The following is a 13,743-nucleotide window of genomic DNA, read 5'->3' as shown; positions in this document are numbered from 1 at the left end:
GGGCGATGATGCGACATCACTGGATCCGCGCGAGCCATCGCTGGCTCGGCCTCGCATTGACGCTCAGCGTGGCCGCCAATTTCATCGCGATGGTCTTCGGCCCGCCGCCCGCCGCGATCACCTATGCGCCGCTGGCACCGCTCGCGCTGCTGATCGTCACCGGCATGTATCTGTTCGTACGGCCTTATGTGAGGCGTAGCGGCTGACCAACTGCAGGCCCGCGCTATTCCCCGAAACTGATCGCCGCCGCCGCAATCGCGCCCATCGCCATCAGCATGTCGATCCGGCTGCGCCCCTTGCGCGCGCGGGCGGCGTGGCGGAGCAGGCTGGCGGTGCGATAGGCTTCGGCGGCGATGGCGCATTCCGGGCCCCAGCGCAGCTGGAGCAGCGACGAGGCTGCGCGGTTGCGCACCAGCAACAGGTCGACGATCCGCGAGCCTGCTTCCGCGCCCATCTCGCGTTTGTACCCGGAGTCACCCGAGCCGAAATCGATCCGCTCGACGCCCAGCGCTTCCGCCTGCCCGACCAGATGCGCGGTGACCAGCTTGCCGGGGCGATAGGCGGCGAAGGCTTCGTCATAGCTGCTGGCGATGCTGTACTGGACCGGCGGGGTCAGCAGGTCGAACGAGAAGGCGATCGGTCGCCCATCGACGCGCAGCACGGTTGCCATCAGCATCTCGGCCAGCACCGGATCGCGCAGAACGCGGCGCCAGTCGGCGCGGCGCGTTTCGGACAGGAATTTGGCACCGGTGCCGTCGGTTGCGCGCCCGACCCAGCTCGCCTGCTCGATCGCGCCCAGATCGTCGAGCAGTGCCGCGCTCCATCCGGCGCCGCGCACGCATTCGATCGTGACCGCGCCCTGTTGGTCCAGCTGCCGCGCATAATTGGCCAATCGCCGCCGCGTCGATGCACGCGGCCAGCCCGTTGCCGGAACGAAGATGAAGGTGCGACCCAGCGGGCGCGACAGCACCGTCCACCCGGCCATCGCCGCGGCGCGTGAGAAGATCTGTGTCGCAGGATCTTCGGCATAGGTCGGGCCGAGCCGCCACACCTGCCCCAGCGCGCCGAGCGTCACCGGATGCGACAGGAACTCGGCCAGTTCTTCGGCACTGGCATCCGCCGCGATCGGCAGCGCGCGGAACGGCCAATAGCTGCCCGGCACGGCCTGCGCGCCGACCAACGCCGGACCGAACCCGATCGTCGGGATCGCCGCCACCGGCGTGTCGTCGCCACGATAGGCGATCAGCGTCGCAGCGTCGCCGCCATCGGCTGCACCGAACCACGCGGCGCGCAGGAAGCGATGCTCCGGAGCAAGCCGCGGCGTCAGCGCATCGATGGCGCGGGCGATTCCGGAATGCCGCGCCACCGCGACCCCGTTGCGCTGCTCCGCCCAGTCGATCCGCTCAACGTACATCGATCCGCTCCCTGACGCAGGGTTAGCGGCGAAATTCCTTCAATCCGGTAAGCGCGGAGCTCAGTCCGCAGGCAGGCTTGCGACCGCCTCGACCACCACCACGCCACCGCGCACATCGGCGACCCGCGCCTTTGACCCAGCGGGCAGGTCAGGCCCCTCCGCCGGCCATTCACCGTCACCGACGCGGACCCGGCCGCTGCCGCCGCTGATCGCGTCGACCACGGTGACGCTCTGCCCGATCATCCGCGCGGCGCGGTTGTTGAGGTCGGGGTCGGCGCTCGGCACCGGGTTTGCGCCGTACCAGCGCTTGCCGACCAGCACCGCGACCGTCGACCAGGCGGCGAAGCTGATGAACTGCCCGATTGCGCCCAGCTCGGGAAAGAGCAGCGCCAGCACGCCCGTCGCCGCCGCACCGAGCGCGAGAAAGGTCAGGTACACGCCCGGGATCATCAGCTCGCAGATCGCGAGCAATGCCGCGACGATCAGCCAGACGAACCCCGCCTGGTCGGACAGCCAGTCGCTCATTCCTGGGTGCCACCGAACGGCGACTGACGCACCCGCGCGGGCGGGGCGGGGGGCGCGGGCGGCGTGTCCTTGCCGCTCAGCGCTTCCTTGGCCAGTTCGCCGATGCCACCCAGCGTACCGATGAGTTGCGTCGCCTCGACCGGGAACAGGATCGTCTTGGCATTGGGGCTGGTCGCGAACTTGCCGACCGCTTCGACATATTTCTGCGCAATGAAGTAATTGAGCGACTGCGCCGACCCGCTTTCGACCGCCTGGCTGACCAGCTCGGTCGCCTTGGCCTCCGCCTCGGCGGCACGTTCGCGCGCCTCGGCGTCGCGGAAGGCGGATTCCTTGCGACCCTCGGCCTCGAGGATGCGGGCCTGTTTCTGACCTTCGGCGCGCAGGATTTCCGACGCGCGGCTGCCTTCGGCCTCGAGGATGTTGGCGCGCTTCTCGCGCTCCGCCTTCATCTGGCGGCCCATCGCGTTCACGATATCGGCGGGCGGGCGGATGTCCTTGATCTCGACGCGGGTGATCTTGACCCCCCATGGCGTCGTCGCATGATCGACCACCGACAACAGCCGCGCATTGATCTCGTCGCGCTTCGACAGCGTCTCATCAAGGTCCATCGACCCCATCACGGTGCGCAGGTTCGTCGTGGTCAGCTGGAGCAACGCGACATACAGGTCCGACACCTCGTAAGCCGCCTTGGCCGCGTCGAGCACCTGAAAGAACACCACGCCATCGGTCGAGATCATGGCGTTGTCCTTGGTGATGATTTCCTGACCCGGAATATCGATCACCTGCTCCATCATGTTCACGCGGCGGCCCACGCGATAGAAGAATGCGGGATACAGGTTGAACCCCGGCTGCGCGACGGTGGTGAAGCGGCCGAAATGCTCGATCGTGTAGTGATAGCCCTGGCGGACGATCTTGATGCTGGCGAACAGGTACATCAGCACCAGCACCATCAGGATGAAAAATGCGCCGACCGTCAGTTCCATCTTGGTTCCCCTCGCGTATCGTCGATTATCCTAGCATAGAGGCTGCATGAGCAAAGCGATTTACGCCCCGCCGCGCACCGCGCTGTTCCTGCCCGCTTCGAACCCGCGCGCGATCGAGAAGGCTAGGGGCCTCGCCGCCGACATGGTGATCCTCGACCTTGAGGACGCAGTGAAGGCCGAGGACAAGGAAGCCGCGCGCGAGGCGGTCAAGGCGGTCGAGGGCTTTGGCGACCGCCCGTTCGGCGTCCGCGTCAACGCCAAGGACAGCGATCACTGGAAGGCCGACCTCAAGGCGGTGAAGAAATCCGCCGCGACCCATGTCATCGTGCCCAAGGTCGAGACGGCGGAGGCGATCACCTATGCCGCGCTCTATGCCGACCGCCCCGTGCTGGCGATGATCGAGACTGCGGCGGGGGTGATGAATGTTGGCCCGATCGCCAGCACCACCGGCTGGGGCGTCGAACTGGCCGGGCTGATCGTCGGCACCAACGACCTTGCGGCATCGCTAAAACTACCCCCAGCGGCGGGCCGCGCGCAGATGGCGCTGTCGCTCCAGCTGGTCGTGCTGGCGGCGCGGGCGCGGGAATTGTGGGTGCTCGACGGCGTGTTCAACCGGCTGGACGATCCCGAGGGGCTGGCCGTGGAATGCGCCGAAGGCCGCCTGCTCGGCTTTGACGGCAAGAGCCTGATCCACCCCAACCAGATCGACATCGCCCGCGCCGCGTTCGATCCGACCGAGGCGGAACTGGCGGAGGCGCGCGCACTGGTCGCCGCGTTCACCGGCGGCGCGGAACGCTACAAGGACGCGATGATCGAGGAGATGCATGTCGATCAGGCGAAGGCGCTGCTCGCGCGGGCGGGGCATATCGCATAACTGTGCAAGGGTAGGAGGGGCGCAAATGCATTCAGCGTTGCTGCTATTGTTTGGTGTCGCGTCGAATGTCGAAATTGCATCGCGCGAGGACTGCGAGGTAATGCTTGCGGCGGCGGGCTGGAGTGAGATTGGCTGGGGCCGGGTTCCGCCTCGACGTCTTTTCTACCCCGAACTCGATATCGCTCCCGGCAAAATCTATACATACCGTTGCAACTGGGCAGCTTTGGGCGTCGCAGCTCCCCGAATTGGCGGCGAAAACTCCCGGACCGGTTTCTATTTTTCGCGCCCCACCTATGCCGTCGATCGGCTGAGTGCGACGATCGAAACCACAACCTTCGTCGCGCCGCACTTTCTGAAATCCGATCGCTGCGAAGTCAAGAAGTCCGGAGAGCGTTGGCGGCTCGTGAGGTGTCGTGCAATCTTCATCACCTGACCTCCCCCCTAGCGCACGTCACATAGCGCGGTTACATGGCACGCCAACCTCCGACTCAGGACATTGGCGCACCTCATGGATATCCCTCTCGGTCTCACCTTCGACGACGTCCTCCTCTATCCGGGGGAGTCGGAGGTGCTGCCGAGCATGGCGGACACGCGGACGCGGGTGACCAAGTCGCTCGCGCTCAACATCCCGATCCTGTCCTCCGCGATGGACACGGTGACCGAAGCGGACATGGCGATCGTCATGGCGCAGCTGGGCGGGATGGGCGTGCTCCACCGCAATCTGGAGATCGATGAACAGGTCGAGGCGGTGCGTGCGGTCAAGCGCTTCGAGAGCGGCATGGTCGTCAACCCGATCACCATGTCGCCGACCGGCACGCTGGCCGAGGCACAGGCGCTGATGGCGCGCCACAAGATCAGCGGCATTCCGATCACCGAAGCGGGCGGCAAGCTGGTCGGCATCCTCACCAACCGCGACGTGCGCTTCGCCGAAAATCCGGGCCAGCCGGTCAGCGAGCTGATGACGCACGACAATCTCGCCACCGTGTCGATCGGCGTCGGGCAGGAAGAGGCGCGCCGCCTGCTGCACCAGCGCCGCATCGAAAAGCTGCTGGTGGTGGACGAAAATTACCGCTGCGTCGGCCTGATCACCGTCAAGGACATCGAAAAGGCGGTGAACTATCCCAACGCGACCAAGGATGGCGCGGGCCGCCTGTGCGTCGCCGCCGCGACCACCGTGGGCGACAAGGGCTTTGAGCGGACCGAGGCGCTGGTCGATGCCGAGGTCGACCTGATCGTGATCGACACCGCGCACGGCCATAACAAGGACGTCGCGCGCGCGGTCGAGCGGGTGAAGAAGCTGTCGAACCGCGTTCAGGTCGTCGCCGGCAACGTCGCGACCGCCGCCGCCACGCGCGCGCTGATCGACGCGGGCGCGGACGGGGTGAAGGTCGGCATCGGCCCGGGATCGATCTGCACCACCCGCGTCGTCGCGGGCGTCGGCGTGCCGCAGCTTACCGCCGTCATGGATGCCGCCAACGAAGCCGCCAAGTCGGACGTGCCGGTGATCGCCGATGGCGGCCTGCGCACCTCGGGCGATCTTGCGAAGGCGCTTGCCGCGGGTGCCTCGACCTGCATGGTCGGGTCGCTGCTCGCCGGGACCGAGGAAGCACCGGGCGAGACGTTCCTGTATCAGGGCCGCGCCTACAAATCCTATCGCGGCATGGGCAGCGTCGGCGCGATGGGCCGCGGCTCGGCCGACCGCTATTTCCAGGGCGATATCAAGGATCAACTCAAGCTCGTCCCCGAGGGGATCGAGGGTCAGGTCGCGTTCAAGGGTCCGGCCAAGGACGTGATCCACCAGCTGATCGGCGGCATCAAGGCGGCGATGGGCTATACCGGCGCGGCGACGATCCCCGAGCTGCAGCAGAAGGGCAAGTTCGTCCGCATCACCAATGCGGGTCTTCGCGAAAGCCATGTCCACGACGTGACGATCACGCGCGAGGCGCCGAACTACCCGACGCGGTAAGGCATCGGACCGGACTATCCGCTCCCCTCCTGCGGAGGGGCGAGGGGGCTGCCAAGCAGCGGCGGCAACTTCAAATGCCGGCAATCTCAAAAATTTAGCGCCGCCGGAACCGATCGTTTCGCGCACGCGTTCAATCCTCCGGCTCGATGCACGTGCATCGGCGGGGGAATGGCGGAGCAAGCGTGGAATCCAGCGCAATTCGGGTGGCGGACGTACCCGCATTTCTGGCCAAAGGCGGAGAGATGGGCGCACGCATCGCCGCCTTTGACTGGTCCACGACCAGTGTCGGTGCGATCGAAGATTGGTCGCAAAGCCTGCGCAGCATTGTCGGGTTCCTGGTTAACTCGCCCGTGCCGATGGTGATGTTGTGGGGCGAGGACGGTCACCTCATCTACAATAGCGGATATTCGGTCGTTGCTGGTGGGCGCCATCCAAGGTTGCTCGGCATGAAGGTGCTGGAGGCATGGCCCGAAGTCGCTGACTTCAATTCGCACGTGATGCAGGTCGGTCTGGCCGGCGGCACGCTCGCTTATCGCAATCACAAATTGAAGCTCAACCGCACCGGTACGTTCGAGGATTGCTGGCTCGACCTCGATTACTCCCCGGTGTTCGATGACTCCGGGCGTCCGTGCGGGGTGATGGCGGTGGTCGTCGAAACCACCGACTCCGTACTGGCCGAAGTGTCGCTGCGCGAAAGCGAGGCGCGGCTGCGGTTCCTCGATGCGCTGTCACGCGAAGCCGGGAGCGCGACCGACCCGTCGCAGATTCTCGCAACCACGACGCGCATGCTCGCCAACCAGCTGGGAGCCGCCAATTGCGCGTATGCCGATATGGACGCCGACGGCGATGGCTTCACCATCCGCGGCGATTGGGCGCGGCCCGGTTTGCGGTCGATCGTCGGCCATTACAGCCTTGCAGCGTTCGGCGAACAGGCGGTGCGTGAGCTCAATGCCGGTCGCCCGCTGATCCTCGACGACATCGCGCATGAGCTTCCCGCGCATGAAGCCGCGTCCTTCAATGCCATCGGCATCGCCGCGACGTGCTGCGTGCCGCTGGTCAAGGACGGGCGGCTGATCGCGCTGATGGCGGCGCACCATGCCGAGCCGCATGTCTGGACGCCGGACGAGATCGCGCTGATCCGCGAGGTGACCGATCGCAGCTGGGCGCATGTCGAGCGCACCACCGCCGCTGCGGAGTTGCGCAAGACCGCCGAACAGCTGCGCCAGCTCAATGCGGAGCTGGAACACCGCGCCGATGAGCGCGCCGCCGCCCTGGAACAGAGCCGTACCCAGTTCCGCCTGCTGGTGCAGGGCGTGACCGACTATGCCATCTACATGCTCGACCCCGACGGCATCGTCGCCAGCTGGAATGCCGGGGCACAGCGGATCAAGGGCTATACCCCGGACGAGATCATGGGTGCCCATTTCTCGACCTTCTATCCCGAGGAGGATCGCGCCGCCGGGGAGCCGCAGCGCGCCCTCGAAACCGCGCGACGACAAGGGCGCTTCGCCGCCGAGGGTTGGCGCATGCGCAAGGGCGGCGTGCGCTTCCGCGCCAGCGTGGTGCTCGACGCGATCCATGACGATGACGGCAGGCTGATCGGCTTTGCCAAGATCACCCGCGACATCACCGAGCGCGAAGAAGCGCAGCGCGAGCTGGAAGTCGCGCGCGAGGCGCTGTTCCAGAGCCAGAAGATCGAGGCAATCGGCCAGCTGACCGGCGGGGTCGCGCATGATTTCAACAATCTGCTGATGGCGATCATGAGCGGCCTGACATTGCTGCGCAAACGCCTGCCGGAGGGCGACGCACAGATCACGCGCCTGATCGACAATTCGATGCAGGCGGCGGACCGCGGCGCCGCGCTGACCCAGCGCATGCTCGCCTTTGCCCGGCGGCAGGAGCTGAAGACCGAACGGATCGACGTCCCCGCATTGGTCGCCGATATGCGCGGGCTGCTCGAACGCACGATCGGCCCGTCCTGGCGGATCGAGATGGATTTTCCCGATCGCCTGCCCGCCGTCTCCGCCGACGTGAATCAGCTGGAGATGGCGCTGGTCAACCTCGCCGTGAACGCGCGCGACGCGATGCCCGATGGCGGCCTTATCCGCATCGAGGGTGTCGAGCGCGAGGTCATCGGGGAGGTGCGCGGCCTGACGTCGGGCCATTATGTCCGCATGACGGTGAGCGATGAAGGGACCGGCATGGACGCCGCGACGCTCGCCCGCGCGACCGAACCCTTCTTCACCACCAAGGGCGTCGGCAAGGGCACCGGCCTTGGCCTGTCGATGATCCACGGCTTTGCCCGGCAAAATGGCGGGATGCTGGAGATCGAGAGTGCGCCGGGGAAGGGGACGCACGCCCATATCTGGCTGCCGGTCGCGGGCGATTGTGCGCGCGCGCCGCGCGCCGCGCCGCGCGATGTCGTGGGCCGTGCCGCGACCCGGTCGCTCGTCGTGCTCGTGGCGGATGACGACCCGCTGGTGCTGATGAACACCGCCGATCTGCTCACTGACCTCGGGCATAAGGCGATCGAAGCCGAATCCGGTCCCGCCGCGCTCGATCAGCTGTCGGCACGGGACGATATCGGGTTGTTGATCACCGATCAGGCGATGCCCGGCATGACCGGCACCGAACTGATCGCCCGGGTCCGCGCCCGGCGTCCGGAGCTGCCGATCATCCTCGCCACCGGTTATGGCGAAACCCCCGCCGAAGCGGCCGCACATCTGCTCCGCCTCAACAAGCCCTTCACCCAGGCCGATCTGGAGCGCGCCGTCGGGGACGCGATGCTGCAGCGGGTGTAGGGGGAGCGATCCTCGCCCGCCAGGGAGAGGATTGCAGGACGACATCATTTCGACGCAATGCATGGGCAATCCGACCCCGCCTTGTCGAGTATCGCCGTCCCGCCCCAACCCGAAGACTCACGCCCGCTGCTCCAGCGCGCGCGTGAGCGGTTCGGCACGCGTGCGATTGCGATCGCGCTGGCGCTGCTGATCGAGCTGCTGCTGGCGCTGCTGCTGCTGACGCTCGCGCCCGACATCCTGACTCCGCCCGAAGAGACGGTGCCGATGAAGACCTTTGGCGTCAGTCCCGAACCCGAGTCCGCGCCCGAGCCGCCGTCCGAAGCCCGCCCCGCCGCGACCGAGCCTCAGCCGACGATGCGCGCGCAGCCGCGCGATGCGGATACGCCACCAGCGCCCGCCCCGGTGGTGACCGACCCACCGCCCGCCCCGCCCTTACTGCTCGACATCCCGTTGAACAGCATGCCCGATATCGGCAGCATCCCGCGTCGCCCTGCCGCCGGACCGGCAGCGCCCGCGCGCCGCGTTGCGGGGCCGCCTGCGCCCGGTCCCGATCCCGGGGATTCGCGCCGCGTCGAAGGGCGCGGGCCGAATGGCGAGCCGCTCTACGCCGCGTCGTGGTTCCGCGAACCCTATGACAGCGAGCTGCGCGGCTATCTCTCGACCGCGCGTCCACCGGGCTGGGCGTTGATTGCGTGCCGGACGGTGCAGGAGTATCGCATCGACAGCTGCACCTTGCTCGACGAATATCCGGACGGCGCGCAGATCGGTCGCGCCGTGCTCGCTGCCGCTTGGCAGTTCCGCGTCCGCCCTCCGCGACTGCGCGGGCAGTATCAGGTGGGCGAATGGGTGCGGATCCGCATCGACTATGAAATCGACTCAACACGCGTCCGGTAGCTTTCAGGAAGGAATGACGATGATGTGGATGGCAGCTTTGGCGCTACTGGCCTCCGGCGTTCAGGAGGCTCCGGCGCTGACGCCGGGCACGGTGACGGTCGAGGCGGTCAAGGATGAGGCGATGCCCGCAGCGGCGCGTCAGGCCTTCGTCGATGCGGTCGAACAGGCGCTGCTCGACGCACGCTTCACCGCACTGCCGCCGCAGGCGCGTGGGCGTTACATCGCGCGGATCGGCGTGACCCGGGCCGAGCGTGGCGCGGTGGCATCGAACGGGCGCGAGCCGGGCGCGTCGGGCGGCCTTGGTAATTGGGGCGGCGGGGTCAGTGTCGCACTGCCCTCCGACAAGCGCCAGCTGCGCGGCCTCATCGTCACCACACTGACGGTCGAGCTGGTCAGCCGCGCCGATGACAAGGTCGTGTGGCGCGGCAGCGCGCTGACGGCGCAGGCAGCAGGCACCCGCGCCGATGTGCCCGCGACGCTTGCCGCCAAGCTTGCGCCCGCGATCATCCGAGCATTCCCGCAGACTCTCGCCGAACCGCTATCCATCCCCTAAAGCGCCGGAATGACTCCCGCCGCGCGTACTCGGACTGCCATCGAACTGCTCGACACAATCATCGCCGCCGCGCGCGACGGGGGCGCGTCGGCGGACGTGCTGATCGCACGCGAACTCGCCGCGCGGCGCTATGCCGGGTCGAAGGACCGCCGCGCGATCCGCGGCGTGGTTTATGATGCGATCCGGCTGTGCGGCGAAGTCCCGGCGAGCGGCCGCGCGGCACTGCTTGCGCTGGCCGCACGGGACCCAGATCTCGCCGCGATGTTCGACGGATCGTCCTACGGACCCGCGCCGATCGCACCCGGCGAACCCGCCGCAACGCCGGGCGTGGCCCCGGCCTGGCTGATTGACGCACTCGCCGCATCGGGTGTGGACGGAGATCAGGCCGCCGCGTTGCTCGACCGCGCCCCGCTCGACCTGCGCGCCAATCCGCTCAAGGCGACCCGCGATCAGCTTGCCGCCATCTTCACCGAGTCCGCGCCGATTCCTGGGTTGGACCTCGCCCTGCGCCTGCCCGGCGACACGCCGGTGGAGAAGAGCGACGCCTATCAGCACGGCTGGTTCGAAGTGCAGGACGCCGGCAGCCAGGCGGTGACCCTCGCCGCCGCCGCCGCGCCGGGCATGCGCGTGGTCGATCTGTGCGCGGGCGGGGGCGGCAAGACGCTCGCGCTCGCCGCCGCGATGGCGGGGCAGGGGAGTATCCTCGCCAGCGACAGTGACCGCGCGCGCCTGTCGCGGCTCGCCCCACGCGCGCAGCGGGCAGGGGTGGAGATCGTCGAGACCCGCCTGCTCAACCCGAACCGGGAGGCGGAGGCGTTGGCCGACTGGGCCGACAGCGCCGACGTCGTGCTGATCGACGCGCCTTGCTCGGGTACCGGCACCTGGCGCCGCAACCCGGAGGCGCGCTGGCGGCTCACCCCCGCGCGGCTCGCGCGGCTGGTGGAGACGCAGGCGCGTCTGCTCGATGTCGGCGCGGCTTTGGTCCGGCCCGGCGGCGCGCTGGTCCATATCGTCTGTTCGCTGCTCGATGCCGAGGGGTCTGATCAGGTCACCGCCTTCCTCGCCCGCAATCCGGCCTTCCGCGCAGAGCCGCTTGCACTCCCGCTCGGCACGCCGCATGGACCGGGCATGCGCCTCACCCCGCTCAGCGATGCGACCGACGGCTTTTTTGTCGCGCGGCTGGTGCGCGCATGATAGCCCTACCCATTCCACGTCCGGAGACTGTCATGCGTATCTCGCTCGTGTCGGCCGCTGCAGCACTCGCGCTGCTCAGCGTTTCGACGTCGCTCAATGCCCAGCGCGCCGACGACCAGATTGACGCCCGCTCGATCGCGTTGCTCGAACGCGGCAAGGCGGCACGCGCCGCCGGTGACCTCGACACCGCCAATGGCCTGATCGAAAGCGCGCTCGCGGTCGATCCGCGCAACCGCCCGGCCTATCTCGCGCTTGCCGAGATCGCGCGCACCCAGGGGCTGCCGGGCAAGGCAATCCGCTTTTACCGCGAGGCGCTGACGCTCGAACCCAACGACCAGGCGGCGTTGCGCGGGCAGGGCGAGGCGATGGTGCAAAAGGGCGCGGTCGAACGCGCCAAGGAAAATCTCGCGCGCTTGAAGACGCTGTGCGGCAATTGCGCCGACGCGACGCAGCTGGCCGCGGCAATCGCCAAGGGTCCGCCGGCGACCGCGACCGCGCAGGTCGCTCCGGCGGCGAAGGACGAGAAGAAGAACTAACCTAATTCCTCTCCTGCGCAGCAGGGGAGGGGGACCGCCCGCGAAGCGGGCGGTGGAGGGGCCGCCCCGCAGAGGGCGGAACTTTGCCGAGCTGTTCCCGGCTGTCTGCGCAGCCGCCCCTCCGTCAGCACTGCGTGCTGCCACGTCCCCTGCGGGGCAGGGGAGAAATTAGCTGAGCGCCCGCGCCAGCGCGACAAACTCCGCCACGCTCACCGTCTCGGCGCGTCGCGTCGGATCGATCCCCAGCGCTTCCGCCGCTTCGACCGCGCCCGGCACCGCCTTCAAACTCTGCCGCAGCATCTTGCGCCGCTGGCCGAAGGCGGCGGCGGTGAGCTTCTCCAACACGCGAAACTTCACGCCCCGCGGCTCATCGCCCGGCACGATATGCACCACTGCCGACATCACCTTGGGCGGCGGGGTAAAGGCGCTGCGGTGCACCGGCATCGCGATCCGCGCGCTGCTGCGCCACTGGGCGAGCACGGCGAGGCGGCCATAATGATCGCTGTCGGTGGTCGCGACGATGCGCTCGGCGACTTCCTTCTGGAACATCAAAGTCAGGCTCGCCCACCACGGCTCCCACTCGGCGGACAGCCAGCCGACCAGCAACGCGGTGCCGACATTGTACGGCAGATTGGACGCGATATGCGGCTTGCCCGCAAACAGCGCGGGGGCATCGACCTCCAGCGCATCGCCCTCGATCACCTTGAGCTGGCCCGGAAACGCCTCGCCCAGTTCCTCGAGCGCCGGGATGCAGCGCCGGTCGCGTTCGACCGCCGTGACCTGCGCCCCCGCACCCAGCAGCGCGCGTGTGAGGCCGCCCGGACCCGGGCCGACCTCGAACACCTCCTGCCCGGCAAGATCCCCCGGCACCCGCGCGATCCGGTCGAGCAATTGCGAATCGAACAGGAAATTCTGGCCTAACGCCTTGCTGGCGGAGAGCCCGTGTTTCGCAATCACTTCACGCAGCGGGGGCAGTTTGGTCACGCGGTCGTGGCCTGCTCGGCGTCGTAAGCGGCGCGATGTTCCGCCGCCTGTGCCGCCATGCGGATCGCCGCGATCATCGCGCCGGGTTCCGCCATGTCCTTGCCGGCAATGCCGAACGCGGTGCCGTGATCGGGCGAGGTGCGCACGATTGGCAGACCCAAGGTCAGATTGACCCCCTCATCGAAATGCAGCGTCTTGAGCGGGATCAGCGCCTGATCGTGATAGAGGCAGATCGCCGCATCATAGGTCGCGCGCGCCCGCGCATGGAACATCGTGTCTCCGGCAAACGGCCCGGTTGCGTCGATCCCCTCGGCCCGCAGCTGTTCGATCGCGGGGATCAGCAGGTCGATCTCCTCGCGCCCGATCGCCCCGCCTTCGCCCGCATGCGGGTTGAGGCCGGCAAAGGCGAGGCGCGGCGCGCTGATCCCGAAATTGCGCGCAAGGCCGCGTGCGGTCGCGCGCGCCTTGGCGAGGATCAGCGGAATCGTGATCGTCGGCGCGACCTCTGCCAGCGCGATATGCGTCGTCACCGGCACCACGCGCAGCGTCGGTCCGGCCAGCATCATCACGGCATTTTCGGGCGCGACGCCACAGCGTTCGGCGACGAATTCGGTCTGTCCCGGATGGGTGAAGCCGATCGCGTAGAGCTGCGCCTTCGACACCGGCCCGGTGACCAGCCCGCCCGCTGCGCCCGATCGGGCCAGCCCCGTCGCCAGCTCCAGGCTGCTCAGCGCACAGCGCGCGCCCGCCACATCGGGAACGCCCGGCTGCACCGTCGCCGAGCAGTCTACTGCAAGCACCGGTAGCGCATCATCGAACGCGTTCAGCGCCTCGTCCGGAGTGCCGATCCGCGCCACCGGCCCGTCCCATACCGCCGCAATCGCACCGGGCTCACCGACCGCGAAAAACGGCGCGAGGGCATGCAGCTCGCGGTTGCGCCACGCCTTGCCGATAATCTCCGGGCCGATCCCGGCCGGGTCGCCCATCGCGACCGCAAGCGGGCGCAGCGCGCCGCTCAC

Annotated in this window: 14 protein-coding genes; 9 read left to right on the top strand and 5 right to left on the bottom strand. The window is 68.1% G+C overall.

Annotated elements, in window-relative coordinates; genetic code table 11:
* Positions 1-8 precede the first annotated feature (8 nt).
* Positions 9-206, top strand: coding sequence for a hypothetical protein (locus KYX69_RS17290; protein ID WP_300499419.1), 198 nt, complete (start codon positions 9-11; stop codon positions 204-206).
* A 17-nt stretch (positions 207-223) separates the two neighbouring features.
* Here the strand turns inward: KYX69_RS17290 and KYX69_RS17285 are convergent, their stop codons facing one another.
* The 3 genes from KYX69_RS17285 to KYX69_RS17275 are packed head-to-tail and all read right to left on the bottom strand — an operon-like array spanning position 224 to position 2,922.
* Positions 224-1,414, bottom strand: a complete 1,191-nt coding sequence (locus KYX69_RS17285; RefSeq protein WP_300499416.1) for a GNAT family N-acetyltransferase — start codon at positions 1,412-1,414, stop codon at positions 224-226.
* A 60-nt stretch (positions 1,415-1,474) separates the two neighbouring features.
* On the bottom strand, positions 1,475-1,939 hold the full coding sequence (locus KYX69_RS17280; protein ID WP_300499413.1) for an NfeD family protein: 465 nt from the start codon (positions 1,937-1,939) through the stop codon (positions 1,475-1,477).
* Entirely contained in the window at positions 1,936-2,922 is a 987-nt protein-coding gene (locus KYX69_RS17275; RefSeq protein WP_300499410.1) for an SPFH domain-containing protein, read from the bottom strand. Before KYX69_RS17275 ends, KYX69_RS17280 begins: the two co-directional genes overlap by 4 nt.
* Before the next feature lie 46 nt (positions 2,923-2,968).
* Between KYX69_RS17275 and KYX69_RS17270 the strand changes: the two genes are divergently transcribed.
* From KYX69_RS17270 to KYX69_RS17235, 8 genes are all read left to right on the top strand, one after another.
* Positions 2,969-3,796 (top strand): CoA ester lyase, encoded by an 828-nt coding sequence (locus tag KYX69_RS17270; RefSeq protein WP_300499408.1) that lies wholly within the window; start codon positions 2,969-2,971, stop codon positions 3,794-3,796.
* Positions 3,797-3,821: 25 nt separating this feature from the next.
* Positions 3,822-4,229, top strand: coding sequence for a hypothetical protein (locus KYX69_RS17265; protein ID WP_300499406.1), 408 nt, complete (start codon positions 3,822-3,824; stop codon positions 4,227-4,229).
* Between the two features lie 75 nt (positions 4,230-4,304).
* Positions 4,305-5,762, top strand: coding sequence for an IMP dehydrogenase (gene guaB / locus KYX69_RS17260; protein ID WP_066659115.1), 1,458 nt, complete (start codon positions 4,305-4,307; stop codon positions 5,760-5,762).
* A 182-nt stretch (positions 5,763-5,944) separates the two neighbouring features.
* Complete coding sequence (locus KYX69_RS17255; protein ID WP_300499403.1) at positions 5,945-8,563, top strand: PAS domain S-box protein; 2,619 nt, start codon at positions 5,945-5,947, stop codon at positions 8,561-8,563.
* A 57-nt stretch (positions 8,564-8,620) separates the two neighbouring features.
* Positions 8,621-9,457 carry a hypothetical protein gene (locus KYX69_RS17250; protein WP_300499400.1) on the top strand — a complete coding sequence of 279 codons (837 nt, stop codon included), beginning with the start codon at positions 8,621-8,623 and terminating at the stop codon, positions 9,455-9,457.
* Positions 9,458-9,470: 13 nt separating this feature from the next.
* Positions 9,471-10,010, top strand: a complete 540-nt coding sequence (locus tag KYX69_RS17245; RefSeq protein WP_300499398.1) for a DUF4136 domain-containing protein — start codon at positions 9,471-9,473, stop codon at positions 10,008-10,010.
* A 9-nt stretch (positions 10,011-10,019) separates the two neighbouring features.
* The gene (locus KYX69_RS17240) at positions 10,020-11,204 is read left to right on the top strand and encodes an RsmB/NOP family class I SAM-dependent RNA methyltransferase (protein ID WP_300499395.1); all 1,185 of its coding nucleotides are present in this window, start codon (positions 10,020-10,022) and stop codon (positions 11,202-11,204) included.
* 32 nt (positions 11,205-11,236) lie between these two features.
* Positions 11,237-11,740 carry a tetratricopeptide repeat protein gene (locus KYX69_RS17235; RefSeq protein ID WP_300499394.1) on the top strand — a complete coding sequence of 168 codons (504 nt, stop codon included), beginning with the start codon at positions 11,237-11,239 and terminating at the stop codon, positions 11,738-11,740.
* Between the two features lie 168 nt (positions 11,741-11,908).
* On the opposite strand, the gene rsmA is transcribed toward KYX69_RS17235, so the two are convergent.
* Entirely contained in the window at positions 11,909-12,724 is an 816-nt protein-coding gene (rsmA, locus tag KYX69_RS17230) for a 16S rRNA (adenine(1518)-N(6)/adenine(1519)-N(6))-dimethyltransferase RsmA (protein ID WP_300499392.1), read from the bottom strand.
* Positions 12,721-13,743 (bottom strand): 4-hydroxythreonine-4-phosphate dehydrogenase PdxA, encoded by a 1,023-nt coding sequence (pdxA, locus tag KYX69_RS17225; RefSeq protein WP_300499391.1) that lies wholly within the window; start codon positions 13,741-13,743, stop codon positions 12,721-12,723. The genes rsmA and pdxA overlap by 4 nt, the downstream gene beginning before the upstream one ends.

It is taken from the genome of Sphingomonas sp. (genome assembly GCF_030145815.1).
Taxonomy (GTDB): domain Bacteria; phylum Pseudomonadota; class Alphaproteobacteria; order Sphingomonadales; family Sphingomonadaceae; genus Sphingomonas.
Note: the sequence above shows the minus strand (reverse complement) of the source record. Positions and strands in the feature narration are given on the sequence as shown.

Excerpts from the sequence above, each read along its gene's own strand:
- KYX69_RS17290 (WP_300499419.1), top strand. The coding sequence starts at position 9 with ATGCGACATCACTGGATCCGCGCGAGCCATCGCTGGCTCGGCCTCGCA.
- KYX69_RS17245 (WP_300499398.1), top strand. The coding sequence starts at position 9,471 with ATGACGATGATGTGGATGGCAGCTTTGGCGCTACTGGCCTCCGGCGTT.
- KYX69_RS17250 (WP_300499400.1), top strand. The coding sequence starts at position 8,621 with ATGCATGGGCAATCCGACCCCGCCTTGTCGAGTATCGCCGTCCCGCCC.
- KYX69_RS17240 (WP_300499395.1), top strand. The coding sequence starts at position 10,020 with ATGACTCCCGCCGCGCGTACTCGGACTGCCATCGAACTGCTCGACACA.
- KYX69_RS17285 (WP_300499416.1), bottom strand. The coding sequence starts at position 1,414 with ATGTACGTTGAGCGGATCGACTGGGCGGAGCAGCGCAACGGGGTCGCG.
- KYX69_RS17265 (WP_300499406.1), top strand. The coding sequence starts at position 3,822 with ATGCATTCAGCGTTGCTGCTATTGTTTGGTGTCGCGTCGAATGTCGAA.
- KYX69_RS17235 (WP_300499394.1), top strand. The coding sequence starts at position 11,237 with ATGCGTATCTCGCTCGTGTCGGCCGCTGCAGCACTCGCGCTGCTCAGC.
- KYX69_RS17270 (WP_300499408.1), top strand. The coding sequence starts at position 2,969 with ATGAGCAAAGCGATTTACGCCCCGCCGCGCACCGCGCTGTTCCTGCCC.
- KYX69_RS17275 (WP_300499410.1), bottom strand. The coding sequence starts at position 2,922 with ATGGAACTGACGGTCGGCGCATTTTTCATCCTGATGGTGCTGGTGCTG.
- KYX69_RS17280 (WP_300499413.1), bottom strand. The coding sequence starts at position 1,939 with ATGAGCGACTGGCTGTCCGACCAGGCGGGGTTCGTCTGGCTGATCGTC.
- guaB (WP_066659115.1), top strand. The coding sequence starts at position 4,305 with ATGGATATCCCTCTCGGTCTCACCTTCGACGACGTCCTCCTCTATCCG.